The sequence below is a fragment of the Dysgonomonas sp. Shenzhen-Wh21 genome, assembly GCF_043392705.1.
GTDB lineage: Bacteria > Bacteroidota > Bacteroidia > Bacteroidales > Dysgonomonadaceae > Dysgonomonas.
Window position 1 is genome coordinate 1 of sequence record NZ_JAIXHZ010000228.1, and the last position, 26,699, is coordinate 26,699.

The 26,699-nt window shown below is 33.9% G+C and carries 18 protein-coding genes, 1 tRNA gene and 1 pseudogene; 16 read left to right on the forward strand and 4 right to left on the reverse strand.

Annotated features, from left to right (window positions below):
- The 11 genes and pseudogenes from LDB17_RS15180 to LDB17_RS15230 all read left to right on the forward strand — a co-directional run.
- A pseudogene (locus LDB17_RS15180) lies at nt 1-626 on the forward strand (hypothetical protein); the annotation flags it as partial.
- 457 nt (nt 627-1,083) lie between these two features.
- Nucleotides 1,084-2,961, forward strand: a complete 1,878-nt coding sequence (locus LDB17_RS15185; RefSeq protein WP_252639541.1) for a hypothetical protein — start codon at nt 1,084-1,086, stop codon at nt 2,959-2,961.
- Nucleotides 2,962-2,999: 38 nt separating this feature from the next.
- A complete protein-coding gene (locus tag LDB17_RS15190; RefSeq protein ID WP_252639542.1) occupies nt 3,000-3,731 on the forward strand; it encodes a radical SAM protein in 732 nt (243 codons plus the stop codon).
- Nucleotides 3,732-4,056: 325 nt separating this feature from the next.
- Nucleotides 4,057-4,599, forward strand: a complete 543-nt coding sequence (locus tag LDB17_RS15195) for an antirestriction protein ArdA (protein ID WP_252639543.1) — start codon at nt 4,057-4,059, stop codon at nt 4,597-4,599.
- A 344-nt stretch (nt 4,600-4,943) separates the two neighbouring features.
- Complete coding sequence (locus LDB17_RS15200; RefSeq protein ID WP_252639544.1) at nt 4,944-5,396, forward strand: hypothetical protein; 453 nt, start codon at nt 4,944-4,946, stop codon at nt 5,394-5,396.
- A gap of 169 nt (nt 5,397-5,565) precedes the next feature.
- Nucleotides 5,566-5,916, forward strand: a complete 351-nt coding sequence (locus LDB17_RS15205) for a hypothetical protein (RefSeq protein ID WP_252639545.1) — start codon at nt 5,566-5,568, stop codon at nt 5,914-5,916.
- A 10-nt stretch (nt 5,917-5,926) separates the two neighbouring features.
- On the forward strand, nt 5,927-6,400 hold the full coding sequence (locus LDB17_RS15210) for a hypothetical protein (protein ID WP_252639546.1): 474 nt from the start codon (nt 5,927-5,929) through the stop codon (nt 6,398-6,400).
- Between the two features lie 8 nt (nt 6,401-6,408).
- Entirely contained in the window at nt 6,409-6,858 is a 450-nt protein-coding gene (locus LDB17_RS15215) for a hypothetical protein (RefSeq protein ID WP_252639547.1), read from the forward strand.
- Nucleotides 6,845-7,291 (forward strand): hypothetical protein, encoded by a 447-nt coding sequence (locus tag LDB17_RS15220; RefSeq protein ID WP_252639548.1) that lies wholly within the window; start codon nt 6,845-6,847, stop codon nt 7,289-7,291. The genes LDB17_RS15215 and LDB17_RS15220 overlap by 14 nt, the downstream gene beginning before the upstream one ends.
- Before the next feature lie 290 nt (nt 7,292-7,581).
- Nucleotides 7,582-7,686, forward strand: a tRNA-Met gene (locus LDB17_RS15225).
- Between the two features lie 282 nt (nt 7,687-7,968).
- Nucleotides 7,969-9,177, forward strand: a complete 1,209-nt coding sequence (locus tag LDB17_RS15230) for a site-specific integrase (RefSeq protein WP_163356681.1) — start codon at nt 7,969-7,971, stop codon at nt 9,175-9,177.
- A gap of 899 nt (nt 9,178-10,076) precedes the next feature.
- Here LDB17_RS15230 and LDB17_RS15235 read toward each other — a convergent pair.
- The 4 genes from LDB17_RS15235 to LDB17_RS15250 all read right to left on the reverse strand — a co-directional run bounded on the left by LDB17_RS15235 (nt 10,077) and on the right by LDB17_RS15250 (nt 17,155).
- On the reverse strand, nt 10,077-12,785 hold the full coding sequence (locus tag LDB17_RS15235; protein ID WP_163356682.1) for a substrate-binding domain-containing protein: 2,709 nt from the start codon (nt 12,783-12,785) through the stop codon (nt 10,077-10,079).
- A 72-nt stretch (nt 12,786-12,857) separates the two neighbouring features.
- The gene (locus tag LDB17_RS15240; RefSeq protein WP_163356683.1) at nt 12,858-13,742 is read right to left on the reverse strand and encodes a carbohydrate kinase; all 885 of its coding nucleotides are present in this window, start codon (nt 13,740-13,742) and stop codon (nt 12,858-12,860) included.
- A 20-nt stretch (nt 13,743-13,762) separates the two neighbouring features.
- Entirely contained in the window at nt 13,763-14,938 is a 1,176-nt protein-coding gene (locus LDB17_RS15245) for an MFS transporter (RefSeq protein WP_252639550.1), read from the reverse strand.
- Between the two features lie 21 nt (nt 14,939-14,959).
- The gene (locus LDB17_RS15250; RefSeq protein WP_252639551.1) at nt 14,960-17,155 is read right to left on the reverse strand and encodes a GH32 C-terminal domain-containing protein; all 2,196 of its coding nucleotides are present in this window, start codon (nt 17,153-17,155) and stop codon (nt 14,960-14,962) included.
- 272 nt (nt 17,156-17,427) lie between these two features.
- Between LDB17_RS15250 and LDB17_RS15255 the strand changes: the two genes are divergently transcribed.
- The 5 genes from LDB17_RS15255 to LDB17_RS15275 all read left to right on the forward strand — a co-directional run bounded on the left by LDB17_RS15255 (nt 17,428) and on the right by LDB17_RS15275 (nt 26,000).
- Entirely contained in the window at nt 17,428-20,556 is a 3,129-nt protein-coding gene (locus LDB17_RS15255; protein WP_252639552.1) for a TonB-dependent receptor, read from the forward strand.
- A gap of 22 nt (nt 20,557-20,578) precedes the next feature.
- Nucleotides 20,579-22,264, forward strand: a complete 1,686-nt coding sequence (locus LDB17_RS15260; RefSeq protein WP_252639553.1) for a RagB/SusD family nutrient uptake outer membrane protein — start codon at nt 20,579-20,581, stop codon at nt 22,262-22,264.
- A 12-nt stretch (nt 22,265-22,276) separates the two neighbouring features.
- Nucleotides 22,277-23,686 (forward strand): DUF4960 domain-containing protein, encoded by a 1,410-nt coding sequence (locus LDB17_RS15265; RefSeq protein ID WP_163272341.1) that lies wholly within the window; start codon nt 22,277-22,279, stop codon nt 23,684-23,686.
- A 10-nt stretch (nt 23,687-23,696) separates the two neighbouring features.
- Nucleotides 23,697-25,208, forward strand: coding sequence for a glycoside hydrolase family 32 protein (locus tag LDB17_RS15270; RefSeq protein ID WP_163272343.1), 1,512 nt, complete (start codon nt 23,697-23,699; stop codon nt 25,206-25,208).
- A gap of 282 nt (nt 25,209-25,490) precedes the next feature.
- A complete protein-coding gene (locus tag LDB17_RS15275) occupies nt 25,491-26,000 on the forward strand; it encodes an RteC domain-containing protein (RefSeq protein WP_163271526.1) in 510 nt (169 codons plus the stop codon).
- The last annotated feature ends 699 nt before the right edge of the window (nt 26,001-26,699 follow it).

Consider the following 26,699-nt stretch of genomic DNA (forward strand, 5'->3'; position numbering starts at 1 on the left):
TTGATTTAGAAGGCAAGCGAATCGAGAAAAAAGATGCGAAACACTTTCTAATCGTTCTTGACGGTCAGCACAGAATCTCAGCATTTGCCAAATTAAATGCAATAAAAGATGCAGACAATAAAATTCTTATTCCCAATGTACATATAAAGAAAGGTTTGGATAATATCGGCGAATATCTGGCAGAGATTAATTTAATCGGACATAGTTGGAATACAGCCGATAAAATATGTGTTTCTGCCATCTCAACACAGAACCTTCTAATGAAAAAAATAAACAATCTGATAAAGGAAGGATTTAATGCAAGTACAGCAGTTATGATTTGTACAGGGAAAAAACTAACACCAAAGCAATTAAAAGCAATGTTGAGCAACGGAGATACCAGTATTCTCCCTGATATGGAAAGCGCATTAGAAAGAGCCGAAAAGTTCCTTACAATTGCACAAAGTATAGATGGTATGTCAAATAAGATTCTAACAAAAAGATACTTCATTAAAGGTTTCAACTCCTATGCTAAATCGACTTCAGACGAGAAAGCCTTTGAAGCATTAAGCAAACTAAATATAGACAATTTCTTAGAAACGCATGAAGATGACGAGTTTATTGTGAAACTAAGGGAGGCTGCTTGATTCTAACACGAGAATTAAGGACTACCCTCTAAAATGGGGGTAGTTCCTTACTCAACTATACTTGTAGACAGCTAAGACAATCCTCCACTCAAAGTTTTAAGAATCTGCAAATTATAGTTGGTGGTGTTCTAAAAAATGACTACCTTTATAATGTTGATAACCAGATACAAATAGACTGTTTTTTTATATAGGATTGAATCTTTAGTTATAAATTTAAGAAGAAGCCTTATTTTCCTAAAATACTCTTGAAAAAACAGAATCCTCTATTTTTATTTTCAATAACTAGCCGAATATCAAATTGCAGGGACTTTATGATTAATTCCCCTTGTTAGATTTTTCTGCAATTTATTGATTATATAATACTATACAAACTAGATAAAACCAATGATAAAAAACGAGATATGCTTTAAATTTTGAGATTATACTTTTTGTTATAAAAAATGAATGAGCATTACTGATGAAAAAGCTAAAAGTTACGTCGAGAGATGGATTTTTAAATTGGAAAGATCTTCCACATGATTGTATTTTTAATAAAGTGATTACAGGTTGCGGAGGTACAAGCATAGTCCTTAAAAACGATGAGAACTATGTGATAGCAGTACCAACAACTGAATTAATCATTAATAAGATGTACCCCCCTTATGATGAGGACAAAAAACTACTCGAATATGACTGTATTAAAAGAGCAGGATTAAGTCCTGTCAAGAATCTATTTGGTCTGTTCGGTGATTTTACCATAGGGTTAACAAATGAATTGAGAAAGTATCTCAATAGAGACGGAACAAAAAAAATAATGTGTACATATAATAAACTACCTCAATTAGCAAAGTATTTGAATTCAAAAGATTATAGATTACTTATAGATGAATACCATTGCTTATTAAAAGCATATAGTTACAGAGATAAGGCTATTGACGGTGTATTCGAATCATTTAGAGATTATAAATCATTCTGTTTTATGTCGGCGACCCCTATACTTCCCGATTTTAAACCAGATGTGTTAGACGGAATACAAGAATATGTCGCCGACTGGAAACATACAGAGAAATTGAAAGTATTACCATATAAAACTAATAAGCCGTATAATGCAATCGCTAATATTATAAGAAAATATAAACAAGATGGATATATAATAATGGATGGTCACAGGTCTACAGAAGCATATATCTTCATTAATTCAGTTAGAGATATTAAATCTATTCTAGACCATGAGCATTTGAATAATGACGAATGTCGAATAATTTGTGCTGATAATGATAAGAATAAGCAAATATTAGGTTTATACAATATATCAAGCTCAGTCGATACCGCAAAGATGTTCAATTTCATTACAAGCAAATCCTTTGAAGGAGCAGACTATTATTCTGATTCAGGAATATGTTTTATAGTCAGCAATAATACGAACAAACATACCTTATTAGATATATCAACAGATATACCTCAAATAGCAGGGCGGATAAGAACAGAAAATAATCCGTTCAGAAAATGCATTATTCATATTTTCAATACTATATTAAATGATATTGACACCAGTTATGAAGAAATTAAAATAAAGATTGAGAAACAACTAAAAATAGGAAAAGAAAGAGCAGAATCATTTAATACTTTATCTTCTGATGCCAAAGAACAGCAAAGAGAAGATCTAAAGAAATTGTCAAACTCTTCTTATGTTACATATGATAAAGGAAATGATAAATTTATAGTCAATGATAAACTCCCCAAATTAGAACTATATAATTATAAAGTCAATAATATTATATATAAATCAGGGATTTCATTAAAGAAAGCATACGAAGAATCAGGAATAGAAACAACTTGTATGCATTGGGAACACATTCAAGAAGATGTTTTAAAATCTTTACTGAAAAAGCCCTCTTTTAAAGAAATATTCAAAAGATATACAGAATTAAAAACAAGTTTTACAATAGATAATACTGAAATAAAGCGTGTTGAAGAAAAATATCCATTTATAAGAGATGCTTATAATAAGTTAGGAAAAGAGGAAATCAAAAAATTAAGATATAGTCAGAGAGACATCAAGAGCAAATTACTTTCCCTAAATGAAGATAAAAGCCTTGATGATAAAGTATATCATATCTTAAAGGAGAAGCTTACTATAGGAGAGTTTATAACTAAAGAAAAAGCAGTTGATGCAATAGTTTATGCCTATAGATATTTAGGGAAAGAGAATATAGATAAAATTAAAGGTACAGATCTAAATAAATGGTATGATATTGATTCCACCTCAAAAAGAGTTAATGGTACACCTACTTATGGGTTCATACTCAAGGCTTCTAAAATATTTTATGAGAACGAATCAAATAGATTACATTAATAATAAGATTATACTCGTTTATTTTAAGAATATATACAATGCCATTAAACCCATCAAACGGCAATATGTATGAGTTTGTTACTCACACATGGAATACAGTTAAAGGAAAATGTTTTCATGACTGTTCCTATTGCTATATGAAGAAGCTAAATAAAGAGCAACACCCGATAGAACTAGATATCAAAGAGTTTAAAACCAATCTAGGTCTAGGAAATTTTATTTTTGTTGGAAGCGGAATAGACTTATTTGCTAAAGATATACCTGATCAATGGATAAAAAGAACCCTTGACTATTGTTATCAAGCGAATGCCAGTAACCTGTTTGGAGCTACTAACAACTATCTCTTTCAATCAAAGAATCCAAGAAGAATTATTGATTTTATAGAACATCCAGTATTCAAAAGTTCTGTTATATGTACTACGATTGAAACAAATAGAGATTATCCTGAAATAATGAATAATAGTCCCAAAGTAGAAGAACGAGCCAAAGCAATGTCGGAAATATCCCAAAAATGGGGTATTGATACTTATGTTACAGTAGAGCCTATAATGGATTTTGATTTAGATGAAATGATTGAACTTATAAGACTATGCCATCCTAAACAAGTGAATTTTGGGAAAAATTCAAATAAGTTAGTTACTTTACCAGAACCTACGGAAAAGAAGGTATTGCAATTAATTAAAGGAGTTAAAGACTTTTCAACCGTGCATATTAAAGAAAACATGAAGAAAAATAAAACACGAACAGAATTAAACAATAGACGTTTATAGGGTCTTATTAATGAAAGAGTTATATTCGTACCTGTAGTGTCATACTTTTCATACCCCCTAACTTCATCTTTGGGAAGTGATATTTTTAAGCGATTGGGCAGAGAGAAAATTTCATTCGTTTTCTAAAATAATTGATATACTGAAAATTCGAGCATTAGATTGATCTATAACAGATTTCAAAATAGTTTTATTCATTTATAATAAGAAGCTAAGCCATTCGCAAAGAAAGATTATTTATCCCACACACCACCAACTTAGAAGAGCCATTGACTTAATTGCCAGTGGTTCTTTTTTATTTATTAACCCTATTTAATGTGATGGAGATATGGATGCAGACGACTTGATGGAAGCTAAAGTTTATGTCGGGACTTACAGAAAATATAACGAAGGAAGCATAGAAGGCAAATGGCTTGATTTATCTGATTATATAGATAAGGCAGATTTCTATGAAGCCTGTGCAGATTTACATAAGGATGAAGAAGACCCCGAATTTATGTTTCAGGATTGGGAGGGTATCCCAGAAGGGCTTATCGATGAATCTTGGATAAGTGAAACCGTATTTGAACTGATACACAAAGCCAATGATATAACTGATTTCGATGCATTCCTGTCATTTATGGACTTTACAGGCTATTCATTAGAAGATGAAGACTTGAATTACTTGGTTCAGAAGTTCAGAGACAGTTTCTATGGTCGATTCATCAATGAAGAAACATTTGCAAGTTTATTAGTCGAAGATGGAACTTTTGGGGATATACCAGACCACATAAAGAATTATCTTGACTATGGAAGTTTAGCGAATGATCTGTTCATTACAGATTACTATTATGATAATGAAACCAATTCGGTTTTTTATCGAAACTATTGATTTAAAATATTTTGAAGCGTCATGCTTTTCGTCTAAATTTGTATCAATTCTAATCAGTCAGGTGTTGATTATTAGAAGGACATTTTATTAGACGGAAAGCGAAAGCGTTATCCCCAATTCAGGAATCTCGACAATTTCTATTCACACAGGGATGATAGCAACAAGCTTTCCACGTTCATTGTATAGCCTTATCCGTGAGGATTTCTATATAAGGGCGTGGGGCTGTTGTCTATTATTTGTGTGAAGGGTAGTCGAGAACCTCTGAATCAGATATAGCAATAGTTCCCACGCTTCTTTTTTTATAACCTCTCTATTGGGAACTAGAGAGAGAAAAAATAATTATTATGAAAAAAACATTCATTGTTATTTTACTCTGCTTAAGTTTCTATACGGCTTATGCGCAAGGGTATATTGCATTACCACCGATTCAGTATCAGACCACAAAACCTACCCCAAGTTATTCAAACGGACAGTTATATCTGCCAGACATAAGTTATGATCGGATAGATAATGTATTAGAAGATGGATGGTATGAGGCTACAGTTACATACAATAATCCAAATTCAGGAAAGAAGTCTGTTTATACATTAAATGTGAAAGTCTTTGATGATAGAGTGACTACTATTCGTTTTGGAAATGAAGGTTCGCTTCACTCTGGATATAATAGTTCTGGTTATACTTACTCGGGAGGAAACCTTACATTCTATCAGAATAATAATGGGAATGTTATCGCTGCCGATACGAAGGTTTATATTTATCAGAATGGTTATACAACGACATATATTATTGAACTATAATTTTTATCATATTATGAGAAACCAAATAAAAATATATTCAGCTTTATTATTTATTTTTTTATTCAGTAGCTGTAATTCAGTTTACTATGGGAGTTCCCTTTCTAGTTCAAAACAAATTAGTGAGTGTTTATATATCAACGGATATTGGGGTGACTGGAATAAGAGGAGTGTGTTAAAAGTTTATCAAGGACGAGCTACTATTAACTCATTAGAATCTATAACCTTATATTCCTCTAGTCTCCCCTCTGATATAGATTTTGAAATAGTACCAGAGAAATATCTCGGAAAGGAAAAAGATTGGTATAGATACACAGGAATCGTTAATGTTAGTTGTTTCAGAGAATATTACGATGGGCTAGGGGAGCATTACCAAAATAAAACAGACTTGTCTAATTGTACTGATAATAAAACACGCTTCACTTGTGAAATATTGTCTTCTCATCTTATAAATTATGTTGTTGAAAAGAAGGGGACAATAAATGTTTTCTATAATGGCGTAGGAAGAGGATATAGTTTTTAAAATTATTAAAATGAGACTCATTATTATCATTATTGGACTTTTGTGTTGTTCTCCTTGCCTTTATTCTCAGAAAAAGCAAAGAGAACTAGTTAAATTTATTGTCTTAGAAGCGAAACGAAATGGGGTTGATTATACAGACTGGGCTTTGGACAAAGGCAATTATTTAGTATTCTTTCTGAATGAATATGATAAACTTTGTTTTTCAAATGTGACAGACGGAGAACAATCTCATGGATTAGTTTCAAATATGAGACATCAGGAAATAGAAGAGACTGAAACAACATACACCGCAGATTATTATACTTTTAGATGGAGTTATTCCAATACTTATGATGAGAAGAAAGGTTCTTCATTGGTAGAATTGACTAAAATATATAAGGAGCAGGCTGTTGCTTTTGTTATTAAGATGATTACAGAAAATATGGACGTGCTAACTTACAAAGGATATATGGAAGGAAGTGTTAACCTTGAACAATATTACTAATAATAGGTATGAATAGTATTATAAGAATTTTTTTCCTTCTAGTATTGGTGTTCATCGGATGCACTGAAAAGAAAGTTGAGAAAGAAGAAAATCCTACAAAGATTCTGATTGAAAATAAAATAGGTTTTTCTTTTCCAGATTTTATTGAGATCAATTCCGATAATGGTGCAGTCGCTTTTAATGGAGATTATACAAAAGTTGTCAAATTGAAATTTAAACCAGATGTTGATTTGAATGAATTTTACGGAAAAATAAAAGAACAACTCCAATATACACAAAGCATGAATTATATTAAAAAGAATGATTGTATTGTACTTATTGATAAATGGCATGTTGATACTAAAGGAGAATACAGTTATTCATTTATGAGTGAATGTGATAATGGGGACGATGAGCATTTCAGTTTTGTTATAAATTCAAAAGACAGTACAGTTACATTAAACTATGGATATTGGTAGTATGGATATTCTTCTGAAACAGGCTTATAATATTATCAACAAGCGAGCTCTAGAGACTAAAATACTTAATAACTATTCATTTGCTCTAGCATACAATTATAATGCTTTTGTTATTCGCAAAGGTGCATTAGAATTAGACTGTCAGTTAGAGATTATCTTACCGAAAGTTTATTCAGTCAATAAGAATAATATATCAGATGCTCTAAAAGTAGCTAATGAAATCAATAAGAATATTTCGATATTCAAAGCCATCGTTGAAGAAGGTGATGTTTATTTTATCGCATCTATAATTAAGAATGATGATAGCAAATTATTTGAATTTGTGATAATGGAAGTATTGGATTTTATGACAGGCAATAAAGGCTTATTCATAGACAGAATGAACGAAAAGAAAGTGATTAACGATCAGCTTTTGAAGAATCTATCGTTCTGATACCATTATAATGAGCTAATAAATATGTTAGAAATCAGAAGCCATACCCTATCACTTTTTGCAAAGCCATACAAAAAATGATAAGGTTAGTATTGGGACAAATTTTTGAGAATATTACTTTAATTGATAATCTTGAAAACTTGTCCCAATCTGCTTTTTTGAGTATATTTATACTTATAAGTGATAATTAAAATTTAGTATTAATCACTCTTGATTTAGCTTACAAAGTTAAACCATCCGTTAAACCAGACATATAGAATTAAAAATATTAGTCAGTAGTGCAGTCATAAGGTCTTATAGCTCAGTTGTGTAGCGTTGCATGCGCAGCATGTGACGCCGAAGAGAGCATCTGACTCATAATCAGGGGGTCCCTGGTTCAAGCCCAGGTGGGACCACAAAAGCCGAAGCCAAGATTCGGTCAAAATTAAGAAAAGCCTTCTAAATGTTTAATTTAGAGGGCTTTTTCAGTTTTTATAAACTTCTCTTTGGTCATCTTTCAGACCCGAAAAAGTCAATCTAAAGTCAAAAACCGTTACTAAAACATTACCTATTTTCAAGATATAATTTAGGTAATGGATAAAGCAATAAATATCTTATTTACTACAAGTTGTCGCAGAGTTGTCTGTCATTCTTCAAAGCGAAAAAACAAAAATTTGTAACTAAAAAATTGAAGAATTATGAAGTCAACATTCAGGACATTGTTTTATGTAAAGAAAAATCAACCTAAAGCAAATGGCAAAGTAGCTATAATGGCAAGAATAACCATTAATACAAAGGTTGCTCAACTAGGAACAAAATTAGAAGTCAATCTCGAAAATTGGGATGCAAAAGCAGGCAAAGCTATTGGTCGTACAAATGAAGTAGCAGAAATCAACAGGGCTCTACATGACTTATCCTCAAAGATAACCAAAGCCTACAATCGAAGAATGGATGAAAATGGTTATGCTTTCCCCGATGAAATAAAAAATGATGTTTTGGGATTTGAGGCGTCCGCTAAGACACTAATCAGTTATTTCACGGAGCATAATAACCAATACAAAATGAAAGTCGGGAAACATACTACTCATAAAACTTATACCAGATATGAGCTCGCTAAAACCCGACTCATTGACTACATGAAAGAGAAACATGGAATTGAAGATATTTCAATAAGAGAACTCAACCTTGCATTCATCGAAAACTTTTACCTGTACCTTATGGATAAATGCAATCTTCATAACAATACAGCTATGAAGTGTGTACAACGATTCAGGCGGGTTATTAATTTTATCAAAGCGACCGGGGAAACGGTTAACGATCCTTTTATCAATTTTAGAATTCGATTTCAGGAGACAGATAGAGAAGTTTTGACACAAGATGAGATAGATCGAATCTGGAAAAAGAGTTTCAGAACCCCTAAACTAAATACAATCCGTGATATTTTTATATTCAGTGTATATACAGGACTTGCCTACGTTGACGTATCCAATCTGATGGAAACAAGTGTGCAAAAAGCTTTTGACGGCAATTTATGGATAATGATTAAAAGAACAAAGACTAATGTCAATTCAAATATACGTTTGCTGGATATTCCTAAGCAGATTTTAGAAAAGTATAAAGGGAAACAGAAAGACGGGAAATTATTACCTGTTATCTCTAATCAGAAGATAAATGAATACTTGAAGGATATAGGAGAACTATGTGATATAGATAAACCGCTTTCATTCCACCTTGCAAGGCACTCGTTTGCAACGACAATCACCCTATCCAATGGAGTTCCAATAGAGACGGTGTCAAAAATGCTTGGACATCGCAGTATTCGCACGACTCAAATATATGCAAAGATCACAGATTTGAAAATCAGTAAGGATATGGATGATTTGGCAAGGAGAATTGACAAAAGATAGAAAGATAGATTCCCAATCATGATACATCAAATTTAGAGAAGTTGATTTTTCAACTTCTCTTTTTTTATGCTTTATTTCAGCTGAACACAAAGAAATCTGAAAGAGAACAAAATGGCAAACTCACAGCCTTTTGGGTTTTATCGAAAATCTCCATCTTTCAGATAGTATTTTCTCAAAAAGTTTGCCCTATTTATTCTCTTCAAAAAAGAGGTGTTTATCAGTTGAAAAAAGGAAAATATATTTAATACTATCTTTATATAGGTAGAACAATCAATAGAACATTATATCTGTTATTATATCGAACATTCTAACTTTCGATAGATAGATTTATCTATGTTACTATCGTACTTTCGAACAAACGATAGAACGATAAAAGAATCTAACATTTCTACAAGCGTCGTAACGTTAGTACGTTCCAACATGCTAACGTTCCAACACACAAACGGCAAAACGACTGATTATTTAGTCTATCATAAATATGTTTATATGCTCGCTTGCACTTTCGTATAGCAAATACTACAATGTTGTGAATAATAAAACATCATTTCTCAAGTTATCATTTTCTTTTACATGGTAGAGGTTGGCATCGGTTGGCGCAGGTAAGTTCCTATTTTATCTAATACATAGATTCTAATTTTGCAATGTAAATTTTGATGCACGTCAGTGCATGGCAAGGTATGTTTTGAGTACACTCAAAACGTTTTAAGTGCCTTAAAACACCTTGTCCACTCCTCTGAAAGTCGAGGGAAATTAACTCCGGAGTCGTCAATTTTGTAGAATAATAAAAACAGCTAAAGTTTATGGAAAATAACAATCAAAGAAAATGGAAAAAGGGAGGGCGAAAACCAAAGTTAGATCCTGCGGTTTATTTTATTGGTATTCTAAAAATTTATAATGAATTATTTTGACTTAATGAATTCTGTAGGGCTAACTTTATAAAATTCTTTAAAACATTTTGTAAAATAAGAAGCTGAAGAGAATCCAGATTTATATGCAATTTCAGAGATTGGCGTACCTGAAATAATCATTTGGGCAGCATATTTTAGTCTCAATATTCGAATAAACTCATTGGGTGAATATTCTGTTATAGACTTTATTTTCCGATATAATTGTGAACGGGACAAACCCATATATTGCGCAACTTCAACTATATTCATATCTGGATCTGTTATATTATCTTCTACATATTTTTGGAATTTATTAATAAAAGATTGCTCTATTTCCGCCAAAGTCGTTTTCTTTGAATCACTAAGTAAATTGTTTGTAAATGCGTCTTTTATCTTTTGCCTGTTTTCGATTAATCGATCTATTCTTATTTTCAATAACTGTGCATTAAATGGTTTTGGTATATATGCGTCAGCACCACTTTTAAATCCTTGAGCTTTTTGTTCATCCAAAGAACAAGCTGTAAGCAAGATTATAGGGATATGACTTGTAAATATATTTTCTTTTAGAGTGTTACAGACCTCAAAACCATCTATGCCCGGCATCATTATATCACAAATAATAATATCGGGTAAGAACTTTATGGATAGCTCAATTCCTGTGCTTCCATTATCAGCTTCAATTATTGTATAGTCTTTGTGTAATATCAATCGCATATAATTCCGCATATCGACATTGTCATCTATAAGCAGAATAATCTTTTTATCTTCACTTAATATATTCTCAACAAATATTTTTTCCTGCATTGACTCCGCATCCGTTAGGAGCAAAGATTCGGCACTTCTGATTGCATGAGTATCACCAGATACTACTATATCTGTTAAATCCTGTTCATATGGAAGTAGAACATCGAACACTGTTCCTTTTCCTTCTATGCTTTCTACAGATATTACACCTTTATGCAAATCAACAAGCGAGTTTGTAAGAGCCAATCCTATTCCGGTACCTGAATCTGTCGGATTAACTTTGTAAAACCTATTAAATATATTATTTATTTTATCTGGAGGGATAGCTTCTCCATCATTAAATACTGATAGTTTAAAATAGTCTGCATCATTATATTGGATTTTTGTAATATTTATATGAATACTTCCATCTTTTCTAGTATGTTTAAATGCATTTGACAAAAGATTAAAATATATCTTCTCTACCTTTTCTTTATCAAAAGGAATAATATAATTATCATCATCTGTGGTAAAAGTGAAGTTTATGTGTTTTCTCTCTGCATAATCTAAGAAGGCAATATTTAAATCCTCCAGAAATAACTTAATATCACCTTTTACAAACTGAATGTCTAATTTCCCATTTTCATATTTCCGGAATTCGATAATTTGAGAAAGTAGATTTAAAAGACTGTTACTACTTCTTTGGATGATTTCCAGTAATGCTTTTTGTTTTGCAGAAATATTTCCGGAATTTAAAAGTGTGTCTATTGGTCCCAGAATCAGAGTAAGTGGAGTACGGAATTCATGAGATATATTTGTAAAGAAGACCAGTTTTGCATTCGTTGCTTCTTCCAATTGTTTAGACAAAGAAACCAGTTGATTCTTTTGTTCTTCCAATAATCTGTTTGATTTACTTTTGTTCCGATATGCAAGGGCAGATACGACAAGTAGAATTGAAATCAACAGAAGTACAAGAATAGTACCATAGAAAAGAGTTTGTTGATTAGAATATTGTTTAAGGCTTTCGTCTAAAAGTTCATTTATACGCTCTACTTTTTCCTGATGGTTTGTTATTTGTTCAGTTTGTAATTGGAGTACCCTGACGTTACTTCTATCAACTACTGCTGTATGCAGGATGTTTTCTTTAAGATATGGCTTATTTTGTAATATCTTTAATGCCAGATCAATTATCTTATCTCCTCCTGTAGGGTAAATAAATGAAGCATTTTGTATCCCTTTTTCTATATTTTCCATACCACCGCCTTCACCTGGCAATGCATCAATTCCTATGATAAAAGGGAAACGCCCACTATAATTAGAAACAGCCTCATGTACCCCTAATGCCATCGGGTCATTCATAGCAAATACAAGATCAATTTCTTTAAATGAATTCAGTATCTTGGTCATCTCTTTTTCGGAATCTTCTTTTAAAAAGTTTCCTCGGCATTCTGCAATAATTTTTATATCAGGATAATTTCTGATTCCATCGATGAAACCTGCATGTCTCTCTGCATCAGAGGTTGAGCCATTCCAACCTCTCATTTCAACAATATTTCCCTTGTTATTCAGTATGCCCGCTGTATATATGCCTGCTTCTTTACCAATTTGATAATTATCTGCTCCTATATAAGCAGTGTAGTCTTCTGTATCAATTTTTCGATCAACAAGGATGACAGGAATCCCCATGTTATACGCTTTCTGTACAACGGAGGTTATTGCAGTAGACTCATTTGGGGAAACAACTAATAAATCGACACCATTCTTTATTAATTCTTCAATATCTCTTATCTGCTGTTGTGTATCGTCCTTAACCGTTTTTATATCAACTTCGATATTTTGATTGATAGAGGCTTCCAGTAAGATTTCGTTGTTCATTGTCCGCCTCCATAAATCATCGCTGCATTGTGAAACTCCAATGATGTATTTACTCTTTTCTTCTCTATTGCAGGAACATAAGAGACTAAGTATAAGTATGAGTATAAGACAGGTTTTGTTCATGGTGGATTTAATATAATAGGCAAATCTATAAAAAGCATCGTAATTAAAAGTTAAATACGATGCTTTTATATTTTATTTCCTAAATAATTCCAGGTAAGCATCCGGCAATTTAGGCATAGCACCATGTTGTGTACATACATAGGCTGATACCTCAACGGCTAACTGATGTGCGTTTGTGAGTCGTTGACCGTGCAAATATGATGCAACAAAAGCAGCTGTAAAAGAATCTCCGGCACCGACAGTGTCTGCTACATGTACTGTTGGTGTTGGTTGATATGATGTTTCTTTGGGTGTAAATACAAAACTACCATTTGTTCCTTTTGTTAATACTATAATATCAAGTTCGTATTCTTCGAGTAAACGTTTACAGATTTCCTGTTCATCATTTTCTTTGTATCCGTACAACTGTGCGACTAAAACAATTTCTTCGTCATTAATTTTTAACATATTTGAAAGTTGCAAAGATTCATGTATCAATTCCTTAGAATAAAAATGCTGGCGAAGATTTATGTCAAATATCTTTAAGCTGTTTTCAGGCATGCTTTTCAGAAACCTTTTAATAGTTTCTCTCGATACGCTGTTTCTTTGTGCCAAAGATCCAAAAGATACTGTCCCCGTATTTTTTGCCAGATTTTCGGTCTTGGCAGTAAAAGGAATATTGTCCCATGCCACGTTTTCACATATCTCATATTCAGGAATTCCTTCCTTATTCAGTTTCACATTTACTGTTCCGGTAGGGTAATCTGTAGTCTCTATCAGGTAATTCAATTCTTTTTTTGCCAGGCATTCCAATATTTCCTTACCTAACAAATCATCTCCTACGGCACTTACGGCGTGACCGTTATATCCGAACTGCGATACATGGTATGCAAAATTTGCGGGGGCACCACCCATCACTTTTCTTTCTGGGAAAATATCCCATAATATTTCTCCAAGTCCTACAATTGTATTATTCATCGTTTATTTCTTTATTAGATTTATTCAATAGAATTCATTTTATCTTTAATTCTGGTTGCTAAGAACAGAAGATAAATAACCCCAATACTCATAACTATCAAAGCTCCTATTTGAGAATTATTTAATGCTTTAGTTGCCTGTCCCATGAAAAAAGGAAATATAGTTCCGCCAAACAAGCCCATTATCATAAGTCCCGATATTTCGTTTTTCTTATTAGGCATGTAAAGCATTGCACGCGACAATATAACGGAAAATACATTGGAATTTCCAAAACCAATCAAACCTATACATGCACACAAAATAATTTCACCTTGTAAAAAGTAAAGCCCTCCCATGCCCAAAGCTATACAGAGTACACTTAACCCGAAAAACTTTTTCGCTGAATAACGTGCCAAGATGAAAGTTCCAATAAAGCAACCTGCAGTACGAAAGGCAAAATAAACGCTTGTTGCGTAATTGGCATCATCGAGATTTGTCAAGTCTAATCTTTCCATTAATATACGGGGAGAAGTGACATTAGTCCCGACATCAATTCCCACATGGCACATGATACCCAGAAAACAGAGCAATATAACCCCATTTCCAAGAAGCTTAAAACATTCGGAGAATGTCGCACCTTTACCTTCTTCTTTCTGTTCATCAATACGGGTCATACCAAGCCATAATACTGTTATCACCGAAATTAATAGAAATAAGGGATAAATCATGCGCCAGTCATCAAACATTAATGAGGCCTTTGTTGCTATTAGCGGGGCACTGAACGATGCTATTGCTTTTACGAACTGTCCGAAGGTTAGGGAACTTGCCAGTTTATCACCTTTTACAATACTCGATAACAGAGGATTCAACGAAACCTGCATCAGGGTATTGCCTATTCCCAATAAAGAAAAGGTTATAATAAGCGATGTCTTGTCATACCATACAAACGGGATTATCATTGACAAGGCAGTTACCAATAAGCTGATAATTACTGTTTTTTTTCTCCCGATTCGGGACATTAATATTCCTGTAGGAACGGAAAATATAAGGAACCAAAAGAAAACCATAGACGGAAATATATTTGCCGTAGCATCATCCAGTCCCAAATCTTTTTGTGCATAGTTGGTGGCAGTACCTACCATGTCGACAAATCCCATACAGAAGAATGCAAGCATTATGGGAAGAATCTTTGTGTAAAATCCTTTATTATTAGTCATGATTTTAATTATTTCAAAATATTATTTAATCTTATGGATAGTTATATCCTTGACATTGATATTACCTTCAAATTTCAAAGAGTTATAAGGTTCTGATGGGAATATAATGTTTGTAGAAACCAGTTCCCCGTCATTAACAAACAGTTCTGAAGATGCATTATCTATAAAGAGACGAATCTTATATGTATTCTTTTTGGCTAGAGGTGCTTTTATTACTTTTGATGCAAATTTTTCACTAAAATCAGCAACTCCGCTTTTCGACCTATCTGTTAGAAGTTCTCCATCTTTCAAATTGAAAGAATATTTCAGTTGTTCTTTTCTTCGGTTTTCGAGTGTAAAACTAAATTTTTCTGCACTTCCGGCTTCTAAGGTCATTTCTACCTCATATGCCCCATCATTTTTATATAGAAGTTTATCAATGGTATAAACACTTTCTACCTGAATATCTTGCACTTTCTTCGATTCATTTCTTAAATTGACTATTTCCTTTACAGGGGGATTACTTATAACTAAATGTTCGCCATTGTGTGTAAGTTTTAATTCGCGAGGTAATGTACAGGCACTTTTAAAATTGATTATCGGCACTTCTCTTGCATAATCCCAGTTATTCATCCATCCAATAAAAATCCGACGATTATCCGGAGCATCATTCCAAGTAACCCCTGCATAGTTATCCCGCCCATAGTCAAGCCATATAGGATAAGATAGTTTATCGGCTTTAAACGTTTTTCCATCAAAATCACCGATAAAATACTGGGTGGCACTTCCTCCATTAGGACCGCCAGGATTGATACTGACAAATAGTACCCATTTAGTTTTTCCATTATAAGTTAAAGGGAACAGGTCAGGGCATTCCCAAACTCCATCATGTCCACCAAGCCCCTCTCCAAATTCGCTCAGTTTCTCCCATTCTTTCAAATTTTTTGAACCATAGAATGTTATGGTCTGTGAAGTAGCCAATGACATGACCCATTTTTGTGAAACTTCATGCCAGAACACTTTCGGATCACGGAAATCAACAATATTGGAATCTGTAAGTACAGGGTTTCCATTATATTTTGTAAAAGTTTGTCCATTATCCAGACTATAAGCAATGCTCTGGGTTTGCCTTTCAGCTGCGGATGTATAAATAGCGACCATCGCGTTTTTTCCAAAACCGGCAGTGTTATTCTTATCGATGACCGCACTTCCTGAGAAAATAGCCCCCAGTGAATCCGGTGTTATCCCTTCTTGTTGATGTTCCCATTTAATAAGATCCTTAGATTCCGCATGCCCCCAACTCAAATTACCCCATAAAGAGCCATAAGGGTTATGCTGATAATACAAGTGATATTTTCCATTATGGTATACCATACCGTTGGGATCGTTCATCCAGCCATATTTAGGTGTAAAATGGTATGTTGGACGATATTTTTCATTAACATTAAAATGAAAGTCATCCGATTGCTTAATTTGAGAATATCCTATACTATTCTTATCTATATAAGAGAATACTAAATCTATATTATCACCTTTGTATCTCTCTATGTCTATTGGGACCCAATAGGATACCTCCGATTGGGCAATATTAATGTTCATAGGCACACCTTCTGCTTGTCCATTCACTATTAGTTGTGTACTTATTTCCGGAGCGGAATCATCAATTGGAACCAAAATATATTTTTTATCTGCCTTGAAAGAAATTTTATGATCAATCATAACCGAACTTTTTTCCATATTGCTCATTATAATTTGGTCTACAAGGATATGCCCCCATCCTCCATCATGGTTATCTGTAATAAGTATCTTGGCTTTTAGACCCTTATATTGCCTAACATCCCATGTAGTCCATTGTAAAGTCTCACTATTTACGAGCGGAGAATTTTTATATATACTTTTACCATCTACCAATAATTCGATATATATATCATTACTCTTTCCTCCTCCCAGTAAGAAATTGATATATTCCCGTTCAATTTTGAATTCAGAAGAACTTAACGACCCTTTTAATTGGTCTCCTCCATTATAACTATTAGCCAGAAATTTTCCATCAAAACCGTTTACTTCCTGTTGATTGGGATATCTCCCTTGAACCGGAGTAGTTCCAAAAGCAGTTCCTTCTATTGTCCATTTATCATATGTTCCCGATTCAAAATCGTCAATAACAATATCTCCCGATGAGCATCCGGTCATTATTATCAGTGAAGTGCAAAAAAGTAATCCTATTTTTTTTTTCATGGTTTAATTAATAAGTTTATAATATTGATTGAAGAAATTTTTAGCCAAAGATTTAAAGTCCTATCCTTCTTTACAAAGGAATAATTAATGCTACAATAATGCTATAACAGATGTTGCCAACGATTGTAGAAATGTTGCATCTATTTTATTTTCTCATGCATTGCAACATTTTTACATATATCTGAAACATCCCTTACATAAGGAAGACTTAATTCCATATAGTTTTGTACAACCATGAAATTAATATGTTAAATAATAAATTTAATTACCAAATGGAAAAACAAACTCACATTCTTAAATTGAAATGTTGTATTTCAATATTTTTCTTATTTGTTCTTCCTTCACTTGCTTTTTCTCAAACAAAGGAAGTAACAGGGGTTGTTACTCTGGCAGAAGACGGTTTGGGTGCAATAGGAGTCAGTGTTGTTGAAAAGGGAACAACAAATGGAACAGTTACAGATATTGAAGGAAAGTATCGGATTCAATTAACAAAAGAATCAGCCACCCTGGTCTTCTCTATGGTTGGAATGATAGCACAAGAAAAAACTGTTAGCCATGGAGACGTCGTTGATGTTGTTTTATCTGAAAACCAACAATTATTAAATGAGATAGTTGTAACAGGGTATACATCTCAACGAAAAGCAGATCTGACAGGAGCTGTATCAGTTGTATCTATTGATGAGATAAAGAAAGTAGCTGAAAATAATCCTATGAAAGCTCTACAAGGAAAAGTTGCCGGTATGATGGTAACTACTGATGGTAATCCGAGTGGGGCTTCTACTATTCGTATACGTGGGATAGGCACATTGAACAATAATGATCCCCTATATATAATAGATGGTGTGCCAACCAAAGCTGGCATGCATGAATTGAACTCTGCGGATATAGAAAGTATTCAGGTTCTTAAAGATGCTTCATCAGCAAGTATATATGGTTCGCGAGCGGCCAATGGTGTTATAATTATCACAACCAAACAAGGGAAAAAGGGAAAAGTTAAGATCGATTTCAATGCAGGTGTTACCACCTCAAAATACACCACCAAGATGGATATGCTAAATACCCAAGAATATGGTCGGATGATGTGGCAAGCAGAAGTAAATGCAGGGAAAGATCCCAATGCCAATGCGATAGGTTATACTTACGACTGGGGATATGATGCCAATGGAGTAGCAGTACTCAATAAAGTCATATTACCCGAATACGTAGTGGGAAGTGGAAATACAATGCGTACAGCAAACACTGATTGGTTTGATCAAATAACAAGAACAGGTGTTATGCAGAACTATGATATGTCGGTAAGTAGCGGTACCGATAATGGTAGTTATTTCTTTTCGTTGGGATATCTTACTAATGAAGGGGTGATCAAAAATAGCGATTTCGACCGAATTTCAGCCCGCATGAATACTTCATACAAATTATTCGACGGGATAGTAACAATAGGGGAAAACTTTACACTTAATAGAACCAGTGAGATACAAGCACCCGACGGTATTCTGAATACCGCATTACAAGCCTTGCCTATGTTACCCGTTTATACAGAATCGGGGGGATGGGGAGGTCCTGTGGGAGTAATGAATGACCGGCAAAATCCTGTAAGATTAGTTGAAGCCGTAAAAGATAATAGATATTCATATTGGAGAACTTTTGGTAATGCATTTCTGGCCGTTAATCCAATTGAAGGATTGGATTTGAGAACTAATTTTGGGCTTGACTATGGGAATTATTATAAACGTGATCTTGTCCGAAAATATCAATCAGGGAAATTAGAGAGTGATGTTAATTCAGTAAACTTAAACCAAGGACATTGGCTAAAATGGAATTGGAATGCGATTGCATCTTACAATATTACAGTAGGTAAACATAGAGCAGATGCAATGTTAGGAGTAGAAGCCTTTAGAGAAGAAAATGTCAATTTCAACTCATATCGTGAAGGCTTTGAACTTGAAACACCTGAATATATGTGGCCTGATGTAGGTACAGGGAAATCAATTGCTGGCGGTAACTCTACAGCATATACCTTGTTATCCTTTTTTGGTAAGGTTAATTATTCATTCGATGATCGTTATCTTGCTTCGGTAACCTTGCGTCGCGATGGCTCATCACGTTTCGGTAAGAATAATAAATATGGAACTTTTCCTGCATTTTCTTTAGGATGGCGTTTAAGCGAAGAAGCTTTCATCAAGAACAATATAAATAACATCTCGGATCTGAAGTTACGTTTAGGATGGGGACAAACAGGAAACCAAGAAATAAGCAATACAGCCATATATAATATATACGTACCTGATTATGGAACTGCTGATCCTACATGGGGAACGGTGCATAGTACATCTTATGACATTGGCGGAACAGGATCGGGACAATTACAGTCTGGATTTAAACGTACACAACTTGCTAATGATAACCTGAAATGGGAAACAACTACACAAACCAATATTGGTCTCGACTTTGGTTTTTGGGAACAAAAACTTTACGGGTCAGCAGAATATTACATGAAGAAGACCAAAGATATCCTAGTGCTTCCACCCTATCTTGCTGCGATAGGAGAAGGTGGAAATCGTTGGGTAAATGGTGCTTCAATGCAAAACTGGGGAATGGAATATTCGGTAGGTTATCGAAACAAATTACCATTTGGTTTAGAATATGATATTACAGGTAATCTTTCTTTATATAGAAATGAAATGACTTATTTGCCCGAAGATGTAGAAAATAACTATGGAGGAGTAGCCGGAAATAATATATTGGGACATCCTATTAATTCTTTATTCGGATATGTTGCAGATGGATTATTTAAAACGCAGGAGGAGGTAGATAATGCCGCCCAGCAACCAGGAAAAGGACTCGGACGTATTCGTTACAAAGATCTAAATGGGGATGGAGTAATTGATAATGATGACAGGACATGGATTGGCGTACAACATCCCGATTTTATGTATGGACTAAATGTCAACTTTAGTTATAAAGGCTTTGATTTAACTATGTTCTGGCAAGGAATCCATAACATAGACGTCGTAAATGATCAAAAATACCATACTGATTTTTGGAGTGTAAGCGAAACAGGCTCCAATAAAGGACGCCGACTATTAAATGCATGGAGCCCAACAAATGTAAATAGCAACATTCCGTCTGTGACATCTCTGAATACAAATGATGAAGGACGTTTTTCCACTTACTTCATAGAAAATGGTTCATATTTAAAATTAAGAATGTTACAAGTCGGATATACATTTCCTACACATATCACAAGAAAATTCTATGCAAACCATTTAAGACTGTATATAAGTGGACAAAATCTATGGACGATTAAAAGTAAAAGTTTCACAGGGGTAGATCCAGAAAGCCCTCAATTTGGTTATCCTATACCAAGAACGTTTACTGTCGGGTTAAATGTCTCATTCTAAACAATCTAATAATAATATAATTATGAAAAAAATATATTTATCCATATTAGCCGTTTTATTTTTGGTCTTTAGCAGCTGCTCTGATTTTCTAAACGAAAAGCCAAATGGAATCTTAGATGACGATGATATATCAGGGCTTGACCAGATTGAAAAAAATGTGATTTCAGCATATTCGATGTTAGGCAATGACCATTATGATACCCCATTCAATCTTTGGCCATATGGAAATGTGCGTTCCGATGATGCATATAAAGGTGGGCGTGACGAATCAGATATTCAAGCATTCCATTTCTACGAAACCTCAAGTAATATTGTTCCTACATTCGGAGAACCGGATGCTCTCTTCTATAATTGTTATATAGCTATTTCACGTATAAATAATGCTATACGTGTGCTCAATTCTGTATCAGAAAACGAGTTTGAAATGAAAAATAGGAGATTAGGCGAATGTCGTTTCCTTCGAGGACATTTCTATTTTTTACTGAAGACTATGTTTAAGAATGTACCTTACATTGACGAAGCAGTACCAACCGATGCTTATGGTACAATATCGAATGTAGAACTTACAAATGATGAATCATGGGCGAAAATAGCAGCGGATTTTGAATTTGCTTATAAAAATTTGCCTGATGTGCAACCAGAGATAGGACGCGCAAACAAATATGCTGCTGCAGCTTACTTAGCGAAGGTATATTTATATAAAGCATATCGTCAAGACGAAAAGCATAATGTTACAAGTATTGATACAGATGATTTGGATCAGGTATTAATATATACTGCCGCTGTAATAGGTTCATCATATGATCTTGCTCCCGATTTTGCGCATAATTTTCTTCCTGGAAAAAATATATACGAAAATGGTATTGAAGCTCTTTTTTCTATTCAGTTTTCAAAGGATGATGGCACAAGTAAAGGCCGGTTAAATTTCAGTGATGCACTTAACGTACCCCTAAATACATCGGGCGCATGCGATTTTCAAAAGCCGAGTCAGAATCTGGTAAATGCGTTTAAAACGAAAAACGGATTACCTGATTTTAATTCATACAATTTAGCTGACTACGATGCAAGTACAGATAATGCAGATCCTCGCTTATATCATACGGTTGCAATGGTTGGATACCCATATAAATACGATTTAGGAAATATCTTCGAGACAGGTCATAACAGAAATCCTGGCGTATATGGTTATTACTCTTCGTTGAAAGAAAATGTAAAGGTAGGAGACGAGTCATCAGTTCTGATTGATCCCTTCCGTGCAAATACAAAGAATAGAATAATTATTCGTTATGCAGATGTACTATTGATGCGTGCTGAAGCTTTGATAGAACTCAACAGGGAAGGGGAGGCTTTGCCACTGATAAATGAAATAAGGATGCGTGCTAAAAACAGCATCGCTCTTATTCCTTATGCTACGAATGTTAATATGGCATTATATGCTAACGATGCAACCTGGACAAACTCATATGCACGGACAGCTTTACGCTGGGAAAGACGCCTTGAGTTTGCAATGGAAGGAAGCCGCTTCTTTGATTTAGTTCGTTGGGGAATCGCGGATAGTGTGCTGAATGCATATTATGAAAACGAGAAATCAAAACGTCCTTATTATGAAGGTGCACATTTCGATAAAAACAAAGAGGAGTATGTACCTATTCCTCAACAACAAATAAACTTCAGCAAGAATGTGTACAAACAAAATTATAACTATTAATATCTAAGAATTATGAAACTAAAATATTATGTGTTCAGTTTACTCTCGTTAGCTTTATTGCTGAGTGGGTGTTACGATCGTGACATTAATTCGGATGATGCCAAAGTAGCTCCATTATCCAATTTAGAATATCGAATAGATGATGATACTTTAAGAGTGGAATGGATTTTACCAAATCAGAATGATTTGAGTGTGAAAGTATCGTCAGATGCCGAAACTAAAGTTATATCCAACAATCCTACATCCTATAAATATGGCGTAGTAAAGGTGGGAAAGGAATATAAATTCACATTTAATGTGCTTGATAAAGAAGGAAATATATCTACTGGGCAAACAATTTATTTTACACGCGAAGGAAGCTCATCTATCAATGGCCTAACGGCACGTCAAAAGGATGGAGCAAAGACAGTTGTATTAACATGGGAGCTTCCCGATGAAAAAATAAGTAAAATAGAAGTAAGATATGATGGTACTAAAATAGAGTTGCCGGGAAGTGCTACAACTTATACCTTGGAAAACGCATCCGAAAAAGTGTACACAATAGGTGTAGTGAGTTTCGATGAAGAAGGTAATTCTTCCGAAACGGTTTATACTACTATCAGAGTAGGAAGTACCAAAATTGCGTTTCTGGGGGATGCTGCGACTTACAATATGTTTCTTGCTACTGCTGACGATGATGAAATAGCAGCAGGAAAATGGTTCTTTGAAACCTATCCAACAGGAACCTATCTATCATTTGAGGATGTGAAAGCAGGAACTGATTTAACTCAATATCGTGTCATTTGGTGGATACGCGATGCTCAATCCCCGAGATCGTTATTGCCTGCAATATCTTTGGAGGAAACTGTAATTAGTGCAATGAAGAAATATTACACTGATGGAGGAAATTTGTTGTTGAACACACATGCAACAAATTACTTGTGGACGATGGGACGCATGAAGTCTAATTTTAATTCAGAAATTGAAATGGGTGGAGGTTTTGACAATGGAGATGTATGGCATGTAAATGTTAGTATTGGAAAAGTTCATGATGAATCAGAACACCCTATATATAAAGGGTTGTCACATATTCTGTTAGATGGTAAAAAATGTATTCCGCTTATAGGTTCTGGATGGAAAGAAAATCATAATAATATATGGAAAGATATCTGTGATTTTTATGGATATGGCAATACTGATGAGAATGGATATATTAAGATATCAGAAGATAATCAAATAAAAATACTGGGTACATGGGACGGTATAAATGACTATTGGATGATGGCTAATTTTGAAGCCTATCCAAATGCAGAGTTTAAAGGGACTTCTATTGCTATTGGTATTGGAGCTTTTGAATGGAATCAAAATAATGGAAGAAATATCTATCAGGATAACATTGAGAAAATTACATATAATGCATTAGAGTATTTGAAAACTAAATAAAATCGATATTATGAAAGATAAAATTACTAATAGTCTCATGTTATCAATAATTGGGGTAATATGCTTTTTCTCATCCTGTTCTGATGATTATTCAAATGACTATTATAAAGACAATAATACCTATAATGACGAACCATATCGTCCATCCATTCATTTTACACCAGAAAAATATTGGATGAACGATCCCAATGGAATGGTTTATTTGGATGGTGAATATCATCTCTTCTATCAATATAATCCATATCGCTCTTTTTGGGGAAACTTGAGTTGGGGACATGCTGTCAGCAAAAATCTTATCAACTGGGAGCATCTGCCAACAGCTCTTTTCCCTGATAAATCAGGGGATATATTCTCCGGTTCTGCGGTTATTGATAAAAATAATACTGCGGGTTTTGGAGAAAATGCGATGATTGCTATTTACACCTCTTCCGGGGCCAGACAAAATCAATCTCTTGCCTATAGTCTTGATAAAGGAAGGACTTTCACAAAATATGAAGCTAATCCTATACTTACTGACGAAAATATCATAGATTTCCGTGATCCGAAAGTCTTCTGGCATAAAGAGACAAATAAATGGGTTATGTCATTGGCTACTTCACAGACTATAACATTCTATGGTTCAAAGAACCTGAAAGAATGGGAAAAACTGAGTGAATTCGGAGATGGTATTGGTGGGCATGGAGGGGTCTGGGAATGCCCAGACTTGTTCCCATTGACTTATAACGGGCAAACAAAATGGGTGTTGTTAGTAAGCATAAATCCCGGAGCACCGAATGGAGGTTCAGGTACGCAATATTTTATTGGAGACTTTAATGGAACTACATTTAAAGCAGATAATATGCCCTATCCGCTTTGGCTGGATTACGGCAAAGACAACTATGCAGGTGTTACATGGAATAATATTCCAGAAAGTGATGGCAGACGCATATTCATAGGATGGATGAGTAACTGGCAATATGCCGAGGCTGTACCAACAATGACATGGCGAAACGGGGCAACATTACCCCGAACTCTAACATTAAAATCTCATCCGGATGGTTATCCTGTACTAACGTCTGAGGTTGTGAGTGAATTAGATGAAATAAGTGAAGAATGGGTTCCCCTATCAAATTCTGAAGAGGCGTATCATCTAGATGTTGATAATAAAGCATATCAACTAGAGATTAATATGACCATTCCTGCTTCAAATACTACTATCCTTAAACTTTCAAATGATGCAAAGGAAGAGTTTGTTATAACAATAGATAGAGATGCGACTGAATTCAGGACAGATAGAACGAAATCGGGTAAAGTAAATTTTTCCAGCAATTTTCCAAGTATTAATACAGCTCCACTTTATGTTAATTCTGAAAATATTACATTGACATTAATTGTCGACAATAATTCTATTGAAGCGTTTATAAATGGAGGTATAGTTCAACAAACAAATCTAATATTTCCACAAAAGCTTTATAATGCCATCAATATATCAGGAACAACATCACATTCTTTAAAAATTAAGAAGTTTAATTCTATTTATTAAGCTCAGTTATCAAACAATTAAGACAGAACTACAATAGTTTTGATACTCTATATAAAATGGAGCTCTTTCACTCTTTGATATCTAATTATTGAATATAAGTTCAAGGCAGTTGTAATATTACAACTGCCTATTTACTAATATAAATATTCAAGATTATGAAACAATTAATGAATTCGAGATTATTTCTACTATTAACGAAAGCCTCAAAAGAGAAAGATGTATTAACGGAGTTAACAAAAGCCTATGACGAATTTGCACTAAAGTTATTAGACAAACTACAGATTGAATCAAACATCGCAAAGCTGTATTATCACCTTGGCTTTGTTCGTTTGGAACTTGTTGGAATACGAGACGGGTTATCCGATAAGGAGGAAAAAAAATGCCTTAAAATATACAATCAAGGCAATCTCTCTTATTGATATAGAACTGAGGATTTTGCAATGGCAATTACAGAATAATAGCAATAAAGGAAATCAAAAAGAAAAAAAATCTGAACAAGACCTTCATTGGACCGGAACGGCTGCCGATTTGGTAGAATTTGCATATGGTGCTCTGGAAACTAAGAAATTTGAGAATGGGGAAATAGATATTAATCTATTGATTGAAATCCTCTGTCAACTATTCTCTTTTGAAGTAAAAGATTGTTACGATACTTTCCGTGCTATTCGACGAAGAGTCGGAAGCCGTACTCTCTTTCTTGATGAAATGATTGAAAAGTTAAACGAAAGAATGGATAATATGGATAACGGTATTTTTAAGAAAAAGAAGATCCGAAGAAAAATAAATGATTGATACGTTAATATGACTGAACTTTAAACTGCATATTCTTCATTTTCTCTATGAATAGAAAACTGGTAATTTTTGAATTTACAAACGAGAAAATAGGAAATACCATTCATGCTTATAAAGTGTGGATTATTTTTCCTGTTTGTAAAGGTATACCAGTGCCTCTGTTCCGGGAAAAATGACTCCACACTTTTTCCTATTTGCCCATTCTACAAAGAATTCCTTTAATCTGCACTTTAAATCATACTTTATAAAATATCTCACTTCGTATGAGATAGAAATAAGACTTCACAATTGGATATCTCACCCTTATTTTATATATTTGAATCACATAAAAGAATGAGGTCAACTTCAAGCCAAAAGTGGTATTTAAGAGACATTCGAATACATTACTAAACCATTACTATTGAAATAGAGTAATGTTATAAACAGTTGAAATAATAACATTTAGAAAATATAAAGTGGAACCAGGTGGGACCACTTAAGAATAAAAGAGTTACAGTAGAAACTGTAACTCTTTTATCGTTTTAATTCTCTTGTTTTAGTAGTGTTTCAATGGGTTTTTGTAAACCAACAGTAAAACCCCATCAATCCTAAAAGTTGGTTGATAATTTATTTTATGCAAAAATCTTAGTCAACCTAAATATGAAGAATGGTATATCTCTTACTCCTCTAAATTGACTTCTAAAAGCCTTCACTTTTGCA

Excerpts from the sequence above, each read along its gene's own strand:
- LDB17_RS15255 (WP_252639552.1), top strand. The coding sequence starts at position 17,428 with ATGGAAAAACAAACTCACATTCTTAAATTGAAATGTTGTATTTCAATA.
- LDB17_RS15195 (WP_252639543.1), top strand. The coding sequence starts at position 4,057 with ATGGATGCAGACGACTTGATGGAAGCTAAAGTTTATGTCGGGACTTAC.
- LDB17_RS15235 (WP_163356682.1), bottom strand. The coding sequence starts at position 12,785 with ATGAACAAAACCTGTCTTATACTCATACTTATACTTAGTCTCTTATGT.
- LDB17_RS15215 (WP_252639547.1), top strand. The coding sequence starts at position 6,409 with ATGAATAGTATTATAAGAATTTTTTTCCTTCTAGTATTGGTGTTCATC.
- LDB17_RS15220 (WP_252639548.1), top strand. The coding sequence starts at position 6,845 with ATGGATATTGGTAGTATGGATATTCTTCTGAAACAGGCTTATAATATT.
- LDB17_RS15250 (WP_252639551.1), bottom strand. The coding sequence starts at position 17,155 with ATGAAAAAAAAAATAGGATTACTTTTTTGCACTTCACTGATAATAATG.
- LDB17_RS15185 (WP_252639541.1), top strand. The coding sequence starts at position 1,084 with ATGAAAAAGCTAAAAGTTACGTCGAGAGATGGATTTTTAAATTGGAAA.
- LDB17_RS15265 (WP_163272341.1), top strand. The coding sequence starts at position 22,277 with ATGAAACTAAAATATTATGTGTTCAGTTTACTCTCGTTAGCTTTATTG.
- LDB17_RS15240 (WP_163356683.1), bottom strand. The coding sequence starts at position 13,742 with ATGAATAATACAATTGTAGGACTTGGAGAAATATTATGGGATATTTTC.
- LDB17_RS15210 (WP_252639546.1), top strand. The coding sequence starts at position 5,927 with ATGAGACTCATTATTATCATTATTGGACTTTTGTGTTGTTCTCCTTGC.
- LDB17_RS15200 (WP_252639544.1), top strand. The coding sequence starts at position 4,944 with ATGAAAAAAACATTCATTGTTATTTTACTCTGCTTAAGTTTCTATACG.
- LDB17_RS15245 (WP_252639550.1), bottom strand. The coding sequence starts at position 14,938 with ATGACTAATAATAAAGGATTTTACACAAAGATTCTTCCCATAATGCTT.
- LDB17_RS15230 (WP_163356681.1), top strand. The coding sequence starts at position 7,969 with ATGAAGTCAACATTCAGGACATTGTTTTATGTAAAGAAAAATCAACCT.
- LDB17_RS15270 (WP_163272343.1), top strand. The coding sequence starts at position 23,697 with ATGAAAGATAAAATTACTAATAGTCTCATGTTATCAATAATTGGGGTA.
- LDB17_RS15260 (WP_252639553.1), top strand. The coding sequence starts at position 20,579 with ATGAAAAAAATATATTTATCCATATTAGCCGTTTTATTTTTGGTCTTT.
- LDB17_RS15190 (WP_252639542.1), top strand. The coding sequence starts at position 3,000 with ATGCCATTAAACCCATCAAACGGCAATATGTATGAGTTTGTTACTCAC.